The following is a 16,263-nucleotide window of genomic DNA, read 5'->3' as shown; positions in this document are numbered from 1 at the left end:
AAAGGGCCTCTGACCTGTGGTGGAGCCAAGGGGACTCGAACCCCTAACCCCCTGCTTGCAAAGCAGGTGCGCTACCAATTGCGCCATGGCCCCGTGTGGGGCGACCAGGCCCCGGGGGTTTGTCAGGACGTTGCCGCAGTCGTGTCCGTGTCAGCGGCCGGAGCCGGTGCTGGGGCAGGTGCGGCGGGCGTCGGAGCCGGCGAGGCAGGAGGAGTCTCGGCAGCCACGTCGTCGGTGGCCTGGTTCCACAGGTCCTGCTCGGCCTGCTGCTGACGGACCTTGTTGCGAACGAAGACAATGCCGGCCACGGCTGCGCCGATGAGGGCAAGACGCTTGATCATGCTGTTCCTCTCGTGACGGCTGGTGATGGTGGGCCTAGGAGGACTTGAACCTCCGACCTCTTCCTTATCAGGGAAGCGCTCTAACCGTCTGAGCTATAGGCCCATCGTCACCCTCTGGCAGACAGGGTCGCACGCGGAGTCCGAATCCCTGACGCGAGGGCAAACGTTACCGGATGCGCCACGGGACCACCAAAACGGCCAGACCCATGCCGTATGCCGCTGTGCCGGCACCCGCGCGCACGCCCGGAACCAGCACGGCTCAGTCGTCGGTGAGGGTCAGCTGGATGCCGCCGACGAGCGCCGAGCAGATGTTGTAGAGGAAGGCCATGACCGTGGCGATGGCCGTCATGAGGATGACGTCGATGACGCCGATGACGATCGAGAGGGACACGACCCGACCGAACCCGACGTAGTCGAGGATCGAGAAGTTGTCGGCACCCCCGGCCGTCTGGAGCGACTGGAGGACGCCCTCGATGTCGGCGAAGACGTTCATCGTCGACAGGATCATCCACAGCACGGCGGTGAGGATGACCCCGGCGATGCCGATGGCGACGGAGAGCAGGAAGCTCAACTTCATCACCGACCACGGGTCGACCCGCGCGACGGCCAGCCGGACCCGGCGCGGGCCCTTCGACTTGCGACTCCCCTCCCTGGTCCGCGTCGCGGAGGTCTGCGTCGGGGAAGGACTCGCGGCAGGCGTCGACCTCGCGGTTGGCTGGGCGCCCACGGGACGGATCGGCCCAGTGCGGGAGGTGATCGCCCCTCGTGACAGCGTGGCCTCCCCGGGTCCCGACGTGGAGCCCGAGCCGTAGCCTGATGAGTTGCCGTAGTAGTCACCCGAGTACCCACTCGAGGTGCCCGACCCGGTCGACGTCCCCGTGGGGCCCGAGCCGCCGTATCCGCTCGTGCCGTAGCCCTCAGAGCTGGGCGTGCTCATTCGTCACCTCCACTGTCGCCGTCCGACGACTGGGTCGTCCCCTGCTCGCTTTTGTCCGACGGTACGCCATCGGTGCTCGGAACCGTAACGATCGGCGCCGTCGGTGCGGTGCCTTCGAGGTCGCCGACCTCCTCCAGCTCCTCCTCGGAGACGGACTCCGCGTTGCGTGCCACAGCGACGATCGAGTCGCCGGGGTCCGGCGTCGCGAACTTGACGCCCTGAGTGCTGCGGCTCGTGTGGCGGACCTCGTCGACCCGGGAGCGGACGATCTTGCCCTTCTCCATGACCACCATGACCTCGTCGTTGGCCGTCACGGTGAGGGCCCCGACGAGATCACCACCCTTCTCGGACAGCTTCGCCACCTGGATCCCGTACCCACCGCGGCCCTGCACTCGATACTCGGACACTGCGGTCCGCTTGGCGAGGCCGTTCTCGAAGACGACGAAGACGTCGATCTGCGCCCCCTCGGGCACCCGCGACATCGACAGGAGGGTGTCATCGCCCTTGAAACGCATCCCCGTCACACCGGAGGTCGACCGCCCCATCGGCCGCAGGGCCGAGTCGGTCGCCGTGAAGCGCACCGACATTCCCTTGCGCGACACGAGGAGCAGGTCGTCCGCCGGAGCCACGAGGCGGGCCCCGACGAGCTCGTCGCCATCGCGGAGGTTGATCGCGATCAGCCCTCCGGAGCGGTTCGAGTCGTAGTCGCGCAGCCGCGTCTTCTTGACGAGGCCGGCCCGCGTCGCCAGCACGAGGTAGTCGGCCGCCTCGTAGTCCTGGATCGCGAGGACCTGCGCGATCTGCTCGCCCGGCTGGAACGCGAGCAGGTTGGCCACGTGCTGGCCCTTGCTGTCTCGACTGCCCTCCGGCAGCTCATACGCCTTGGCCCGGTAGACCCGGCCGAGGTTGGTGAAGAAGAGCAGCCAGTGGTGCGTCGTCGTCGTGAAGAAGTGCTCGACGACATCCTCCCCGCGCAGCTGGGCACCCTTGACGCCCTTGCCGCCGCGGCGCTGGGACCGGTAGAGGTCGGTCCGCGTCCGCTTGGCGTAGCCACCTCGCGTGATCGTGACGACGACGTCCTCTTCGGGGATGAGGTCCTCCATCGACATGTCGCCGTCGAAGGGGACGATCTCCGTGCGCCGGTCGTCGCCGTACTTGTCGACGATCGCCTGCAGCTCCTCGGACACGATCTGGCGCTGGCGGTCGACCGAGGCGAGGATCGCGCGGTACTCGTCGATGAGGGCCTGGAGCTCGTCGTGCTGCTGCTGGATCCGCTCCCGCTCCAGGGCGGCGAGTCGGCGCAGCTGCATGTTGAGGATCGCCTGCGCCTGGTCGGCGTCGATGTCGAGCAGGCCGATCAGGCCGTCTCGGGCCTCCTCGACGGTGCGCGACCCACGGATCAGCGCGATGACCTCGTCGAGCATGTCGAGGGCCTTGAGGTAGCCGCGCAACAGGTGGATCTCGGCCTCGGCCTTGCGCAGCCGGAACTCGGTGCGCCGCCTGATGACCTCGATCTGGTGCTCGACCCAGTGGCGGATGAAGCCGTCGAGCGGCAGCGTCCGCGGCACGTCGTCGACGAGCGCGAGCATGTTCGCGCCGAAGTTCGTCTGCAGCTGGGTGTGCTTGTAGAGGTTGTTGAGCACCACCTTGGCAACGGCGTCACGCTTGAGCGTGATGACGATCCGCAGGCCGGTGCGCCCTGACGTCTCATCCGCGATGTCGGCGATGCCGCCGACCTTGCCGTCCTTGACGAGGTCGGCGATCTTGACCGCGAGCTGGTCCGGGTTGACCTGGTAGGGCAGCTCGGTGACGACGAGGCACTGCCGGTTCCTGATCTCCTCGACGTTGACGACGGCCCGCATGATGATCGAGCCACGCCCCGTGCGATAGGCGTCCTCGATGCCGCGGTGACCCATGATGAGCGAGCCCGTCGGGAAGTCGGGACCCTTGATGATCCCGAGGAGGGCCTCGAGCAGCTCCTCACGTGAGATGTACGGGTTGCGCAGGTAGTACTGCGCCCCCTCGGCCACCTCCCGCAGGTTGTGCGGCGGGATCTGCGTCGCCATGCCGACCGCGATGCCGGCGGAGCCGTTGACGAGCAGGTTGGGGAAGCGACTGGGCAGGACGGACGGTTGCATCGTCTTGCCGTCATAGTTCGGGACGAAGTCGACGGTGTCCTGCTCGATGTCCCGCACCATCTCCATGGCGATCTGGGCCATCCGGCACTCGGTGTACCGCGCCGCTGCCGCACCGTCGTTGCCGCGCGACCCGAAGTTGCCCTGGCCGTCGACGAGCGGGTAGCGCATCGACCAGTCCTGCACGAGCCGGACGAGTGCGTCATAGATCGCCGAGTCACCGTGCGGGTGGTAGTGACCCATGACGTCGCCGACGACACGCGCGCACTTGTTGTAGCCGCGGTCGGGCCGGTAGCCCCCGTCGTACATCGCGTAGACGATGCGCCGGTGCACCGGCTTGAGCCCGTCGCGGACGTCCGGCAGCGCACGCGACACGATGACCGACATGGCGTACTCGATGTACGAGCGCTGCATCTCGGTGTTGAGGTCGATCGGCTCGACCCGGTCGTGCTGGCCGGGCTCCCGCGCGACGGGCGCCGTGCCCTGCTCGTGGCTGAAGTCCTCCTCAGGAGGTTCGTTGCCGTCGATGGGGGGCAGATCGTCACTCACGTCAGTTCCCTTGTCGTTCCGTTGGTTTCAACCAATTGGCCGTATGCCGCTGGGCTCGCCTCTCGTCGAGTGCGCAGTTCCTGCCCTACCGCACTTGCGTTCCCTTGGGCACCCAGCGCAGGAACTGCACACTCGACGGTTGGGTCTAAATGTCGAGGAAGTTCACGTCCCGCGCGTTCTTCTGGATGAAGGTCCGTCGGGACTCGACGTCCTCGCCCATGAGCACCGCGAAGACCTCGTCGGCCTTGGCGGCATCGTCGAGGGTCACCTGGAGCAGGGTCCGGGTCTCCGGGTCCATGGTCGTCTCCCCGAGCTCGCCGTAGTTCATCTCGCCGAGGCCCTTGTAGCGCTGGATCGGGTTGTCCTTCGGCAGCCGCCAGCCCTTGGCCTCACCGAGCTCCCTGAGGCCGTCGCGCTCGCGGTCGGAGTAGGCGAACTGGTGCGGTGCGTTGCTCCACCGGAGCCGGAACAGGGGCGGCTGGGCCAGGTAGACGTAGCCGGCCTCGATGAGGGGGCGCATGAACCGGAAGAGAAGCGTCAGCAGCAGCGTCCGGATGTGCATGCCGTCGACGTCGGCGTCGGCCATGAGGATGATCTTGTGGTAGCGGGCCCTGCTGAGGTCGAAGTCCTCGCCGATGCCCGTGCCGAACGCCGAGATCAGGGCCTGGACCTCGTGGTTCGCGAGGATCTTGTCGATCCGCGCCTTCTCGACGTTGAGGATCTTGCCTCGGATGGGCAGGATCGCCTGGGTGTAGGGGTTGCGCGCCTGGGTCGCCGAGCCGCCGGCCGAGTCGCCCTCGACGATGAACACCTCGGAGATGCTCGGGTCCTTGCTCTGGCAGTCCTTGAGCTTGCCGGGCAGCCCGCCGGACTCGAGCAGGCCCTTGCGCCGGGTCGCCTCGCGAGCCTTCCGGGCCGCCATCCGCGCAGCCGCGGCCTGGATCGACTTGCGGACGATGTCCTTGCCCTCGTTCGGGTGCCGCTCGAGCCAGTCGCCCAACTCGTCCGTGACGGCACGCTGGACAAAGCCCTTCACCTTCGAGTTGCCGAGCTTCGTCTTGGTCTGCCCCTCGAACTGCGGCTCGCCGAGCTTGACCGAGATCACTGCCGTGAGGCCCTCGCGCACGTCGTCGCCGGTGAGGTTCTCGTCCTTGTCCTTGAGCAGGTTCTGTCGACGGGCGAAGTCGTTGATGAGCTTGGTCATCGCCGCCCGGAACCCCTCCTCGTGGGTGCCGCCCTCGTGCGTGTTGATGGTGTTGGCGTAGGTGTGCACCGACTCGCTGTAGGCGCTGGTCCACTGCATGGCCAGCTCCAGCGACATCGACCGGGCCTTGTCCTCGACCTCGATCGAGATGACCTCTGGGTGCACCGGCTCGCTCCGCTTGGAGGAGTTGAGGTGGTGGACGTAGTCGATGAGGCCCCCGTCGTAGCGGTACGACACCTTCTTGGCCTTGAGCGTCCGCTTCTCGGCCTCGGGGACGTCGTGCCCGTTGTCGCCCTCCTCGACGACGTCGGTCACGTCGTCAGACGCCCCGTCGAGGTCGAGCGCGTCGTCCTCGGTCTGGTCGATGCGCTCGTCGACGAGGTTGATGGTCAGGCCCTTGTTGAGGAACGCGTACTGCTGGAACCGGGCCCGCAGCGTCTCGAAGTCGAAGTGGACCGACTCGAAGATGTCCGGGTTGGGCCAGAAGGTGATCGTCGTGCCGGTCTCGTCGGTCGCCTCCTCCTGGCGGAGGGGACCGTCTGGCACGCCCATGGTGAAGCTCATCCGGTGGACGTAGCCCTTCTGCCGCACCGCGACCTTGAGGGTCTTCGACAGCGCGTTGACGACGGAGGACCCGACGCCGTGCAGGCCACCGGAGACCTTGTAGCCACCGCCACCGAACTTCCCCCCGGCGTGCAGCTGGGTCAGCACGAGCTCGACGGCGCTGATCCTCTCCACCGGATGGATGTCGGTCGGGATGCCGCGACCGTTGTCCTTGACCCGGACGCCACCGTCAGCGAGGAGCGTGACGTCGATGGTGTCGGCGTAGCCGGCGAGCGCCTCGTCGACGGAGTTGTCGACGATCTCGTAGACGAGGTGGTGCAGGCCCCGCTCACCGGTCGAGCCGATGTACATGCCGGGGCGCTTGCGCACGGCCTCGAGGCCCTCGAGCACGGTGATCGCGCTGGCGTCATAGTCGACCCCGTTGGGACGATTGTCGACGAGTGGGTGGTTGGTGCTGTCGGCTGTCGTCGTCTCCGCGGCGTCTGACACGTCTCTCCTCGTAGAACTTCATGCGGGCGGCTCGACGTCCACGCCGAGCCGCTACCCCGCTATTCTAACGGGTCCGCGGGAGCAGAAAGTGCCCCTCAGCGGCCCGGGACGGCCATTTTCCCGCCCGAAGACCCCGGATTCCGGGGGGAGGATCACGACCGGCCCTCCCAGCGGCCCAGTGGCCGATCCATCAAACAACGCAACACGCCCGGTAATGCAGTGCTCGACCCTGTTGCCACAGGGGTGAGCAGACGATATCCGGGCGTGTTGCGGGGTGGGGCCAACTCGGGCGACATCCGCAGCGCTGCGTGACAACCTGTTGACCACCTCGCGGGGTTGGAAGGGGTGTGACCTCCACAACCGTGGTGCGCCAGAACAGGGGAGCGCTCATGGACGACGCGGCTCGAACGGCCGACTTCACTGATTACGTCAAGGCCCGCGAGCAGGCCCTGGCGCGCCTTGCCTATCTGCTCACCGGGGACCGGGACGCGGCCGAGGACCTGCTCCAGAACGCCTTGGCGAAGTGTTACCGCAACTGGGAGCGGGTGCGCGGGGTGGAGCAACCGGACGCCTATGTGCGCCGGATCCTCATCAACGAGCGCAACAGCCGCTGGCGCCGGATCGTGCGCCGCGCGGATTCGGCCTCCAGCCACGTCCTCGAGGTGCACGACCCTCCGGCACCACCCGCGGCGGTCGACGCCGCCGAGTCGCTCGACCTGTGGCGGCACGTGCAGGCCCTGCCACGGCAGCAGCGGGCGGTGCTCGTGCTGCGCTACTACGAGGACCTGACCGAGGCGCAGACCGCTCAGATCCTCGGCTGCTCCCTCGGAACCGTCAAGAGCCACACGAGCCGCGCCTTGGCGGCCATGCGTCTGAAGATGAGCGAGGCCCCAGCATGAGCAGCCCGGACCCCCGGCTCAAGGCCGTGTTCGACGAACGCGGGCAGGGCGTGCACGTCACAGGGGACCTCGCCGAGCGTGCCATCGCCCGCGACCGGGTCAACCGCCGCCGGCAGCTGACGACCGCCGTCGCGGCCGGGGCGCTGGCCATCGCGGTTGCCGTCCCGATCGGGTGGAACCTGCTCGGATCGAGCCGCGCCAGCCAGATCCCGGCGACCCAGAGCCCAACGGTCGTCTTCACCGTGCCGGTTCCGAGCCCATCGCCGACGACCAGCTCACCGAAGCCGCAGACGACCCCGACGATCACGGCGAAGGGCGCCGACGGCTCCGTCATCGCCGATCCGACCACCGGCCGCGTGACGGGAAGCAGCCCGGTCGCCTACGTCGTCGACGGCAAGCTCCGTGATGGCAGCCGCACCGTTCGCCTGCCTGACGTGGGTACGGCGACCTTCGTTGCACGCCTTGCCGACGGGGGCATCCTCGTTGGCGGCCAGGTCGACTTCCAACCGGTGCTGTTCGTGTTCGACGCCGGCGGCAGGGAGCTCAAGCGTCTCGCCGCTGTTTCCACGGCGAAGGTCTCGGACGACGGCACGCACTTCCTCGCCTCGGACGAGGCGGGGGACCTGGGCTACTACGACGCCACCGGCAAGCGCCTCAACCACCTCTCGGCCGCGAGCTGCGACTGCGCGGTCGACGGCGCGCCGGGCGGCTACGAGGCCGTTGGTCTCATCGGAACGACGGCCTATGCAGCCGAGCGCAACAACCGGTTCGCCTCGGTGAAGTGGGACGTCACAGGCACCACGACGACCGGCCTCGACGCCAAGATCGCCGCCGTCAACGCGGCGCGACAGCTCGCCCTGGTCACCCCGCCTGGTCTCAAGCAGTCGGAGCAGCAGTGTCAGGAGCTGTGGGACCTGCAGGAGCTGCGACCGTTGTGGCGCCTGTGTCACCCGCTCCGCATCACGGCCTTCTCGCGGGACGGCTCCTACCTGCTGGCTCTCGGGCACGTGGACGGGGTGGGCCACGAATGGCTCAACCCGGACGGCACGTTCCGCTACCAACCCGTCGTCGTCATCCGGACCGACGACGCGGCGGTCGTGCTCCAGGTCGCGTCCGGCCAGTCGTTCGCGATGGATGGGACGAGCGGCAAGCTCACCGTGCAGCACTCCACGGGCCAGGGCAGGTGGGCGCTGTCCACCTGCACGCTCGAAGGATCGTGCGAGGTTGTCGCACCGGCCGTCGCGCCGAACCCAGGGCCCTACGACCCCGCTGACCACCCGCCGTACGTCCTGTCGGAGAACTGAGCCGACCGTGAGCCCGCCGGGGGCACCGGGCGAGCTCAGCGGCATACGGAATGATCTGCTCAGCGGTCCGAGAGGGTGCGCTCGAAGAGCTGGTGGATCGCCTCCGGCAGATGCGGCTCCGCCACGGTGACGTCCACGTCGACCTGCGCGCACGCGACGTCGTAGCAGAACGCGTCGGGGTGGTCACCGCTCGGGATCGCGGCAATCTGTTGGAGCGTCGGCGCGGCCAGGAGGTGCTGCCAGTCGCGGGCATCGCGCTCCGGCAGGTCACCGATCGCGACCCGGCGCTCGCGGACCAGCCCCGTGAAACCACCGGTGCGACGGACGAGCAGCTCCGCGTCCACGCCGGGGACCTCGCCGTGTGCCGGACCGCTGGGCGGGCCGGGGGCCTCCTCCTGGGCCGGTGCGGGCGCGGGCTCCTCCCCGGGCACAGCCAAACCGACCTCCTCCCAGGCGGCGCGCACAGCGGAGTGCTGGACGGAGCCGTAGCCGTGCCGGTCCGCCGCCGCCGCGATGGTGAGCCCGGCGAAGGTGGCGAAGTCGCAGTCCGCGCGAATCCCCTCGCCCGTGAGCGCCGCGTACCAGAGCGCGCCGGCGTCCTCCCAGGCGTGACCACCGATGGCGAGCGCGGCGAGGACGAAGGCGCGGTTGGGGATACCGGAGTTGATGTGCACGCCGCCGAAGTCGCTGTCCGTCACGACGTAGTCGTCCATGTGCGCCGGCTGCGGATCCTTGCCCAGATTGGGGTCGTCGTAGGCCGTGCCGGGATGATGCATGTCGCGCAGCGCCCGACCGTGGACACCGGGCAGGAGCAGCTCAGCGCCGACCAGCCAGTCCGCCTCTGCCGCCGTCTGGCCCATGGTGAACTGCTTGACGAGCACCCCGAAGACGTCCGAGATCGACTCGTTGAGCGCGCCCGGCTGCCCTTGGTAGAGCAGCCCCGCCGTGTGCTCGGTGACCCCGTGTGCGAGCTCGTGGCCGATGACGTCGAGGGACTTGGTGAACCGGTCGAAGACGACCCCGTCGCCGTCGCCGAACACCATCTGCCGGCCGTCCCAGAACGCGTTGTCGTACTTCTCGCCGTAGTGGACGGTCCCGAGCAGCGGCATGCCCTTGCCGTCCAGGGAGTTTCGGTCGTATGCCGCTGACCACAGGTCCCAGGTCGCGCCGAGTCCCTCGTAGGCCTCGTCCACTGCGGGATCGCCCGTGGCTGGGTCGCCCTCGGCACGCACCGTCTCGCCCGGGGTGGTGCGCCGGCCCTTGGCATCACCGATGGTCCGTTTCGGCCCCGGGGGAGTCGGGGGGCCCGGCTCGGTTGGCTCGGGCTCGGTCGGCGGTGCTGGTGCTGGCGGGGTCGGAACGGGCGGGCCGGGCTCGTTGACGTCGTGCCTCGGCGCGGCGAGCCGCCCACCGGCCCGGCGCGAGTAGCGGAAGTGCTCGTCATGGGCCAGGGCATCGCTGGCCGCCTCGGCGACGACGGGGTCGTCGCTCTGCGCCAGGGCCTCGAGCATGAAGGGCGGGACGATCGAGCACCGGGTCGCAGGGTCCATGGCCCCATCCTGCGCCGAATCACCGACAGCGGCCTGCCGAGGCACGAGCTTTCCACCCCTCCACCCGCAACACACCGAGCAGTCGCCAATGGGGCCCGGAAATAACCGCCGGCGCTTGGCGACTGCTCGGTGTGTTGCGGGGTCAGCCGTAGGTGTCGCGCGGACCCCGGGAGTCCGGGGAGCGGTGCCGGCCCCGGGACCAGGTGGGTGAGGCAGGGCCGAGCACCTTGAGCTTGCTGACCGCACCCGCCCCGATCTCCTCCTCCACGCGGGCCAGTACCGACGATGCCAGCAGCTTCATCTGGGTGGCCCAGGCCGTGGAGTCGGCGCGGACGGTGAGAACCCCTTCGGTGAAGGTGACCGGCTCCACGTGGGCCGCGATGTCCGGCCCGACGATCTCGGCCCACCGCCCCATGACCGACCCGACTGCGACATCGACCTTCCAGCCACGGTCGATCAGGAGCCGATCGAGCTGCTCGCCGAGCAGCGTCGGGTCCCGGCCATCGCGGCCGGCGCCGGACCTCGTCTGGTCGCCGTCGGGACGCAGTCGCCGGCGCGGCTTCATCCCGGGCCGCAAGCCACGATCACGCGCGGCCGCCCGGGCCCGGGCCAGCGCGGCGGAGGCGGCATCGGCCATGCGGGTGTCATCGCCCGGTGGCTCCAGCGGCTGCGCGGGATCGAGCTCGTCAGGCATCGCTCACATCATCCCGCGCCGAGGATCCGAGCGGCACGTCTTGCGGGACGTCTTGCGGGACCTCCTGCGGCACGAACGACGACACCTGTATCGACGCCTGGGGCGACGCCGGCAGCAACTGGCCGAGCTCGACCTGGAAGGTCTGCCCCTGCTGGCGCAGCCGGACCGGCACGTCCGCGCCAACCGCCGCCGTGATGAGCACCTGCTCGCAGTCGCCGATGAGCTCGGCCAACCGCTCGCGGCGACCGGAGTCCAGCTCTGCGAAGACGTCGTCGAGGACGAGCACGGGGTCGTCGCCGAGGTCGCGGGCGAGCAGCCGGTACGCCGCGAGCTTGAGCCCGAGGGCGAAGCTCCACGACTCACCATGGCTGGCGTAGCCCTTGGCCGGGAGGTCGCCGAGGGTGAGGACGACGTCGTCACGATGGGGACCGACGAGGCTCACGCCTCGCTCGATCTCTGCCGCCCGAAGCGCGGCGAGGCTGTCGAGCATCGTCTGCCGGAGCTGGTCGATCTCGGGCACCTCCCCTGCGGCGATGCGCTCGGTGACGTGGGCGGAGACCTCCTCGTGGAGCGAGCTCTTGTACCGGGCCGTCGCCCGGGCGTTGCTGGCCGACACGGCGTCGTAGCTCGCCCCCAGGTCGGGCAGCAGGTCGCGCAGCAGTCGGAGGCGGGCGTAGAGCAGCTGGGCACCGACCGTCGAGAGGTGCTCGCTCCACACGTCGAGGGTGTGCAGCGCCGAGTCCCGCGCCTCCTCGATCGGCGGCTCGCCCGGACGCGGGCCTCCCGATCTCCGACCGGACCGGCGCAGCACCGGTGCCGCGGACTTCAGCAGGGCATTGCGCTGCCGGAGGATCTTGTCGTAGTCGGACCGGACGCCGGCCCAGCGGGGCTGGCGCTGGACGAGCAGCTCGTCGAGGAAGCGCCGTCGCTCGGAGGGATCCCCCTTGACGAGGGCCAGGTCCTCGGGCGCGAACAGGACGGTGCGCACGGTGCCGAGGACATCGCGCGGCCGGGCGACCGGGGCGCGCCCGAGCCGCGCTCGGTTCGATCGACCCGGGGTGATCTCGAGCTCGACCATCGTCTCGCGCCCGTCGCGCACGATGGCACCGCGAATGATGGCCTGACTGGCACCGAACCGGACGAGTGGCTGGTCCGTTGCCACCCGGTGCGACCCGAGCGTCGCGAGATAGCCGATCGCCTCGACGAGGTTCGTCTTGCCCTGGCCGTTCAACCCGATGAGCGTCGTGACTCCGGGAGACAGTGCGACATCGGCGCTGGGATAGCTGCGGAAGTCCTTCAGGGTCAGGTGTCTGACGTGCACGCCCGCTCAGTCGGGGTGCTTCGAGCGTTTCGAGCGCTCTGTGCCGAGCTCCGTGTGCGCCTGGTCCGTCGGCTCCGTCGCGGGCGGGGCGCCCTTGTCGACGGCGTCCTGCGCCGCATCGACGTTGGCCTGGGACGCCTTCTCGAATGCCCTGGAGCTGGCATCGCCCTTGGCCTCGAAGGAGCGCACGTCGTGCGACACCTTCTCGCGCTTGCTCGGCTCCGGCGGAACCTTGCCCTCGCGCAGCGCGTCACCCTCGGCGATCGTCATGACCTGGTGCCCGCCGAACTGGCCACGCAGCGCGGCGACCGCCTGCATCGCGGGCGACGTCTCCTGTCGAGAGGCGAAGCGAGCGAAGAGGGACGCCGAGATGACCGGCATCGGGACACCCAGGGCGAGGGCCTCCTCGACGGTCCAGCGGCCCTCACCCGAGTCATGGGTGTAGTCGGACACGTCCTTGAGATGGGGCTTCTCCTCGAGGGCGTCGACCATGAGGTCGAGCAGCCAGGAGCGCACCACCGTCCCACGGCTCCATGCCTTGAAGGTGCCCACCACGTCCGTGACGATGTCCTTCGCCTCGAGCAGCTCGTAGCCCTCCGCGTAGGCGTGCATGAGGCCGTACTCGATGCCGTTGTGGACCATCTTGGCGTAGTGCCCGGCCCCCACCTCGCCCGCGTGGACGAAGCCCTCCTCGCGTGGCCCCTCGGGCCGCAGCGCGTCGAAGATCGGCATGGCCCGCTCCACCCACTTGTCGTCGCCACCGCACATGAGGCCATAGCCGTTCTCCAGTCCCCAGACCCCACCTGAGACACCGCAGTCGACGTAGCCGATCCCCTTGTCAGCCAAGAGCTTGGCGTTCTCGAAGTCGTCGGTGAACCTCGAGTTGCCGCCGTCGATGACGAGGTCGTCGGCCTCGAGCAGCTCGGCCAGCCGGGCAACGGTGTCTCGGGTCGGGTCACCAGATGGGACCATGACCCACACGACGCGCGGCGCGGCCAAGGCCTCGACCATCGCATCGAGCGCCGGGACGTCGGACACGTCTGGGTTGCGGTCGTAGCCGATGACCTCGTGGCCGGCGCCGCGGAGCCGCTCGCGCATGTTGCCGCCCATCCTGCCGAGACCGATGAGACCGAGCTGCATATCGAGTGCCTTCCATCCGGGGCCCTGATGCTGTGAGGGTAGTCGCCGCCACCGCCAGGTGTCGTTCCCGGGTCACCTACCCAAACCTGCCTGTGTCGTATGCCGCTGGGCTCGCTTCCGACGCCAGCAGCAGTCCGCCCGCCCTGGGGTCAGCTGGCGAACCGCACCGGCATGAGGACGTAGCGGTACGACGAGTTGGTCTCGCTCTCGGCCTCGGGCTGTCCCGTGAGGACCGCCGGCCTGCTCGGCTGGGTGAAGGAGAGACGGCTCCAGGGCTGGCCCACCGCGTGCAGGCCGTCGAGGAGGTACTGCGGGTTGAACGCGATCTGGATCTCGGGGCCGTGGAGGATCGCCTCGACGGCCTCGCTCGCCTGGGCGTCATCCCCGGTGCCGGCCTCGATCGCGACCTGCCCGTCGGTGAACTTGAGCAGGACCGGAGTGTTCCGCTCGGCCACGAGTGCGACGCGTTTGACGGCCTCCTCGAGCGCAGCGGTCTCGATGATCGCCTCGGTGTCCACGGAGGTGGGGAAGATCGAGGTGACCTTGGGGTACTCACCGTCGAGCAGGCGGGTCGTGGCCTGGCGCTGACCGGCCTCGAAGCCGATGAGCCCGTCCCCGCCCCCTCCGAAAGCGAGCTCGACCGAGCCGGACGCACCCAGCGCCTTGGCGGTCTCGGAGAGCTGCCTCGCCGGGATCAGGGCGACGTGGTTGGCGTCCGGGGTCGCGGGCGTCCAGGTCAGCTCCCGCATCGCGAGGCGGTAACGGTCGGTGGCGAGAAGCACGACCTTGTCGCCGTCGATCTCCATGCGCACGCCGGTGAGGATCGGCAGGGTGTCGCCGCGGTCGGCGGCGACCGCCACCTGAGCGACGGCCTGCGTGAACAGGTCCCCGGCAATGGTCCCGCTCGCCGCCGGGGCGGCGGGCAGGGTGGGGTAGTCACTGACCGGCATCTCGCGCAGGCTGAACCGCGAGGACCCACACGTCACGTTGACCTTGGCGCCGTCCGTGCTGACGTCGACCGGCCTGGCCGGCAGGTTGCGAGAGATGTCGGCGAGCAGACGTCCGAGGACGAGCACCTGTCCCGCCTCCGCGACGTCAGCCGGCACGGTGATGCGCGCCGAGACCTCGTAGTCGAAGGCGGACAACATGAGGCTGCCGTCGTCGAACGCCTCGAGCATGACGCCCGCCAGCACCGGCACGGGAGGCCGGGCAGGCAGGCCCCGGGCAACCCAGGTCACTGCCTCGGCCAGAACGTCTCGCTCAACGCGGAACTTCACGACGGACTCACTTCGCGACGATGGACATAGGGGTCAGACAACAGCGGGGGCTCAGACATTAGCCCGTGCAGGTGATTGTGCACCACAGGGCTGACGGTCGGTGCGCGCTTCGCACAGCTGCCCGTGAGGTCGGACCGCTGTACTCGGGGTTCCTTACCTTGTCTGGGGTCTCGTCATAGTCGTAGGTGCTGTGGACGATGTGGACAACGGACGTCAGCGCAGGCCGGGCGGCGTGGCGCCCTGTGGGTCTGCTGTGGGTGACCAGGCACCTGCGCCGAGGGGGCTGTGGACGGCCCAACGGCGGTGCACACACCGACCACAGGACGGGTGTCTGTTTTCCGCAGGCTGCGCCCTCCTGTCCACAGTTGTCCACAGTTGCGTGTGGATAACGCGCAGCCAGTGACGTTTCACACCGGTTTGTCCACATCGCTCCTGTGGAGAACGGCGAGCACAGCCCTCCACAGAGTTATCCACAGCAGTGGAAAAGCGATTCCGGCCTACGCGCCACCGGGATCACCGGATGGTCTCGTTGTGTACACAGCTGTGGATTGCACTGTGGATGGTTGGGGCCGGTCGGCCGCGGGCCGGAGCACCAGGTCACGCGCTCGAGCCAAATGCCATTCGAACAGCGCCCCCGGGTCGTCGATCGGGCCGAGCTGGTGAAAGAGCTCGCTCGTCACTGCTCCCAAGAGCAGGGTCCAGGCGGAGAGTCCACGGGCCAAGGACTGGGCATCAACCTCGAGCCCGGCAAACAGGTCGTCGGTGAGCAGGTCGCCGACTGCACGGCCGGGAAGGCCGTCGGGGGCAGGGTCCGGCAGGCGTCCAGCGCGCGCCGCGTCGTCGAGCAGACGGACGAGCATGCCTTGGACGGCAGTGCCGGGCCCGATGGTCAGCTCCCCCGGTGCGGCATAGTCGGGCACCGGTGACCCGTAGATCAAGGCGAAGTCGTGCGGGTTGGCCAGGGCCCACTCCCGCATGGCGCGACCGATCGCATTCCACCGCCCGTCGAGGTCCTCCGCTGGAACGGCCGAGTGGGCGGAAGCGGCCGCCTCGGCCAGCGACGTGTAGGCCCTGACGATGAGGCGCGTCAGCAGGTCGTCGCGGCTCGCGACATACCGGTAGATACCGGAGGAGACCATGCCGAGCTCCTTGGCGACGGATCGGAGGCTGAGCCCGGCCGCGCCGTACGTCGCCAGGTGTTGGCGGGCTACCCGGATGATGTCTGCCTCGATCGCCGCCCGGCGCTCCTGACGTACACCCATGTCGCCAGCCTGCCACAGTCCTGAGAAATATGTGAGCACTGCTCTTGATATCTCTGTTCGGCGGGCGCATACTGGATTCGAGAGCAGTGCTCACTTATTGAGAGGGTTCATCATGTCCCACCACCTCGTCCTCGGCGCCGGCGGCGTCGGCCGCGCCACCACCGCCGAGCTCGTCGCCCTCGGCCACACCGTCACCATCGTGTCCCGCTCGGGCCGGGTGACCGACCGCCCGTGGGAGACCACCGATCCAGATGCCGTGCGGGTCGTCGCGGCCGACGTCAGGGACGAGAGCCGTCTCGTCTCCCTCGCGTCCGGAGCCACGAGCATCATCAACGCGCTCAACCCGCCCAGCTACACGACCTGGGACACCGACTGGCCACCCGTTGCCGCGGCGCTGCTCTCGGCCGCCGAGACGTCCGGCGCCGGACTTGTCATCATCGGCAACCTCTACGGCTACGGCCGCGTCGAGGGCCCGATGACGGAGGACCAGCCGATGCGGCCCGCCGGGCACAAGGGCCGGCTGCGCGCCCAGATGTGGGCTGACGCACTCGCCCTGCACGACGCCGGGCGGATCCGTGCGACCGAGCTGCGCTCCAG

13 protein-coding genes and 2 tRNA genes are annotated in these 16,263 nt (G+C 69.0%); 3 read left to right on the top strand and 12 right to left on the bottom strand.

Annotated elements, in window-relative coordinates:
• Positions 1 to 17: 17 nt before the first annotated feature.
• From ABF401_RS01975 to gyrB, 6 genes are all read right to left on the bottom strand, one after another.
• Positions 18 to 93, bottom strand: a tRNA-Ala gene (locus ABF401_RS01975).
• Positions 94 to 122: 29 nt separating this feature from the next.
• Entirely contained in the window at positions 123 to 341 is a 219-nt protein-coding gene (locus ABF401_RS01970; protein ID WP_353507852.1) for a DLW-39 family protein, read from the bottom strand.
• A gap of 26 nt (positions 342 to 367) precedes the next feature.
• Positions 368 to 444: transfer RNA gene (locus tag ABF401_RS01965), tRNA-Ile, on the bottom strand.
• A gap of 156 nt (positions 445 to 600) precedes the next feature.
• Entirely contained in the window at positions 601 to 1,278 is a 678-nt protein-coding gene (locus ABF401_RS01960) for a DUF3566 domain-containing protein (protein ID WP_353507851.1), read from the bottom strand.
• A complete protein-coding gene (gene gyrA, locus ABF401_RS01955) occupies positions 1,275 to 3,962 on the bottom strand; it encodes a DNA gyrase subunit A (protein WP_502908179.1) in 2,688 nt (895 codons plus the stop codon). The genes ABF401_RS01960 and gyrA overlap by 4 nt, the downstream gene beginning before the upstream one ends.
• 145 nt (positions 3,963 to 4,107) lie before the next feature.
• Positions 4,108 to 6,219, bottom strand: coding sequence for a DNA topoisomerase (ATP-hydrolyzing) subunit B (gene gyrB / locus ABF401_RS01950; protein ID WP_353507850.1), 2,112 nt, complete (start codon positions 6,217 to 6,219; stop codon positions 4,108 to 4,110).
• A 389-nt stretch (positions 6,220 to 6,608) separates the two neighbouring features.
• Between gyrB and ABF401_RS01945 the strand changes: the two genes are divergently transcribed.
• Together ABF401_RS01945 and ABF401_RS01940 are read left to right on the top strand one after the other, a co-directional pair.
• Positions 6,609 to 7,118: a SigE family RNA polymerase sigma factor gene (locus ABF401_RS01945; protein WP_353507849.1), complete on the top strand. Its 510-nt coding sequence runs from the start codon at positions 6,609 to 6,611 to the stop codon at positions 7,116 to 7,118.
• The gene (locus tag ABF401_RS01940) at positions 7,115 to 8,422 is read left to right on the top strand and encodes a hypothetical protein (protein WP_353507848.1); all 1,308 of its coding nucleotides are present in this window, start codon (positions 7,115 to 7,117) and stop codon (positions 8,420 to 8,422) included. Before ABF401_RS01945 ends, ABF401_RS01940 begins: the two co-directional genes overlap by 4 nt.
• 59 nt (positions 8,423 to 8,481) lie before the next feature.
• On the opposite strand, the gene ABF401_RS01935 is transcribed toward ABF401_RS01940, so the two are convergent.
• From ABF401_RS01935 to ABF401_RS01910, 6 genes are all read right to left on the bottom strand, one after another.
• Positions 8,482 to 9,972 (bottom strand): protealysin inhibitor emfourin, encoded by a 1,491-nt coding sequence (locus ABF401_RS01935; RefSeq protein ID WP_353507847.1) that lies wholly within the window; start codon positions 9,970 to 9,972, stop codon positions 8,482 to 8,484.
• A gap of 142 nt (positions 9,973 to 10,114) precedes the next feature.
• Positions 10,115 to 10,666, bottom strand: coding sequence for a DciA family protein (locus tag ABF401_RS01930; RefSeq protein WP_353507846.1), 552 nt, complete (start codon positions 10,664 to 10,666; stop codon positions 10,115 to 10,117).
• Positions 10,659 to 11,987 (bottom strand): DNA replication/repair protein RecF, encoded by a 1,329-nt coding sequence (recF, locus tag ABF401_RS01925; protein WP_353507845.1) that lies wholly within the window; start codon positions 11,985 to 11,987, stop codon positions 10,659 to 10,661. Before recF ends, ABF401_RS01930 begins: the two co-directional genes overlap by 8 nt.
• Positions 11,988 to 11,993: 6 nt before the next feature.
• Positions 11,994 to 13,127 carry a phosphogluconate dehydrogenase (NAD(+)-dependent, decarboxylating) gene (gene gnd, locus ABF401_RS01920; RefSeq protein WP_502908178.1) on the bottom strand — a complete coding sequence of 378 codons (1,134 nt, stop codon included), beginning with the start codon at positions 13,125 to 13,127 and terminating at the stop codon, positions 11,994 to 11,996.
• A gap of 149 nt (positions 13,128 to 13,276) precedes the next feature.
• Positions 13,277 to 14,404 carry a DNA polymerase III subunit beta gene (gene dnaN / locus ABF401_RS01915; protein ID WP_353507844.1) on the bottom strand — a complete coding sequence of 376 codons (1,128 nt, stop codon included), beginning with the start codon at positions 14,402 to 14,404 and terminating at the stop codon, positions 13,277 to 13,279.
• A gap of 497 nt (positions 14,405 to 14,901) precedes the next feature.
• Positions 14,902 to 15,666, bottom strand: coding sequence for a TetR/AcrR family transcriptional regulator (locus ABF401_RS01910; RefSeq protein WP_353507843.1), 765 nt, complete (start codon positions 15,664 to 15,666; stop codon positions 14,902 to 14,904).
• 112 nt (positions 15,667 to 15,778) lie between these two features.
• On the opposite strand from ABF401_RS01910, the gene ABF401_RS01905 reads away from it, so the two are divergent.
• Positions 15,779 to 16,263, top strand: a 485-nt coding sequence (locus ABF401_RS01905) for an NAD(P)H-binding protein (RefSeq protein WP_353507842.1), incomplete at its 3' end; no start/stop codon positions are given.

The sequence above is a fragment of the Intrasporangium sp. genome (assembly GCF_040414665.1).
Taxonomy (GTDB): Bacteria; Actinomycetota; Actinomycetes; order Actinomycetales; family Dermatophilaceae; genus Intrasporangium.
This window is presented reverse-complemented; position numbering and strand designations above follow the sequence as displayed.

What these genes read in the sequence shown, in the direction of transcription:
- ABF401_RS01970 (WP_353507852.1), bottom strand. Translation starts at nt 341, where the DNA reads ATGATCAAGCGTCTTGCCCTCATCGGCGCAGCCGTGGCCGGCATTGTC.
- ABF401_RS01960 (WP_353507851.1), bottom strand. Translation starts at nt 1,278, where the DNA reads ATGAGCACGCCCAGCTCTGAGGGCTACGGCACGAGCGGATACGGCGGC.
- ABF401_RS01945 (WP_353507849.1), top strand. Translation starts at nt 6,609, where the DNA reads ATGGACGACGCGGCTCGAACGGCCGACTTCACTGATTACGTCAAGGCC.
- ABF401_RS01940 (WP_353507848.1), top strand. Translation starts at nt 7,115, where the DNA reads ATGAGCAGCCCGGACCCCCGGCTCAAGGCCGTGTTCGACGAACGCGGG.
- ABF401_RS01935 (WP_353507847.1), bottom strand. Translation starts at nt 9,972, where the DNA reads ATGGACCCTGCGACCCGGTGCTCGATCGTCCCGCCCTTCATGCTCGAG.
- ABF401_RS01930 (WP_353507846.1), bottom strand. Translation starts at nt 10,666, where the DNA reads ATGCCTGACGAGCTCGATCCCGCGCAGCCGCTGGAGCCACCGGGCGAT.
- gnd (WP_502908178.1), bottom strand. Translation starts at nt 13,127, where the DNA reads ATGCAGCTCGGTCTCATCGGTCTCGGCAGGATGGGCGGCAACATGCGC.
- ABF401_RS01910 (WP_353507843.1), bottom strand. Translation starts at nt 15,666, where the DNA reads ATGGGTGTACGTCAGGAGCGCCGGGCGGCGATCGAGGCAGACATCATC.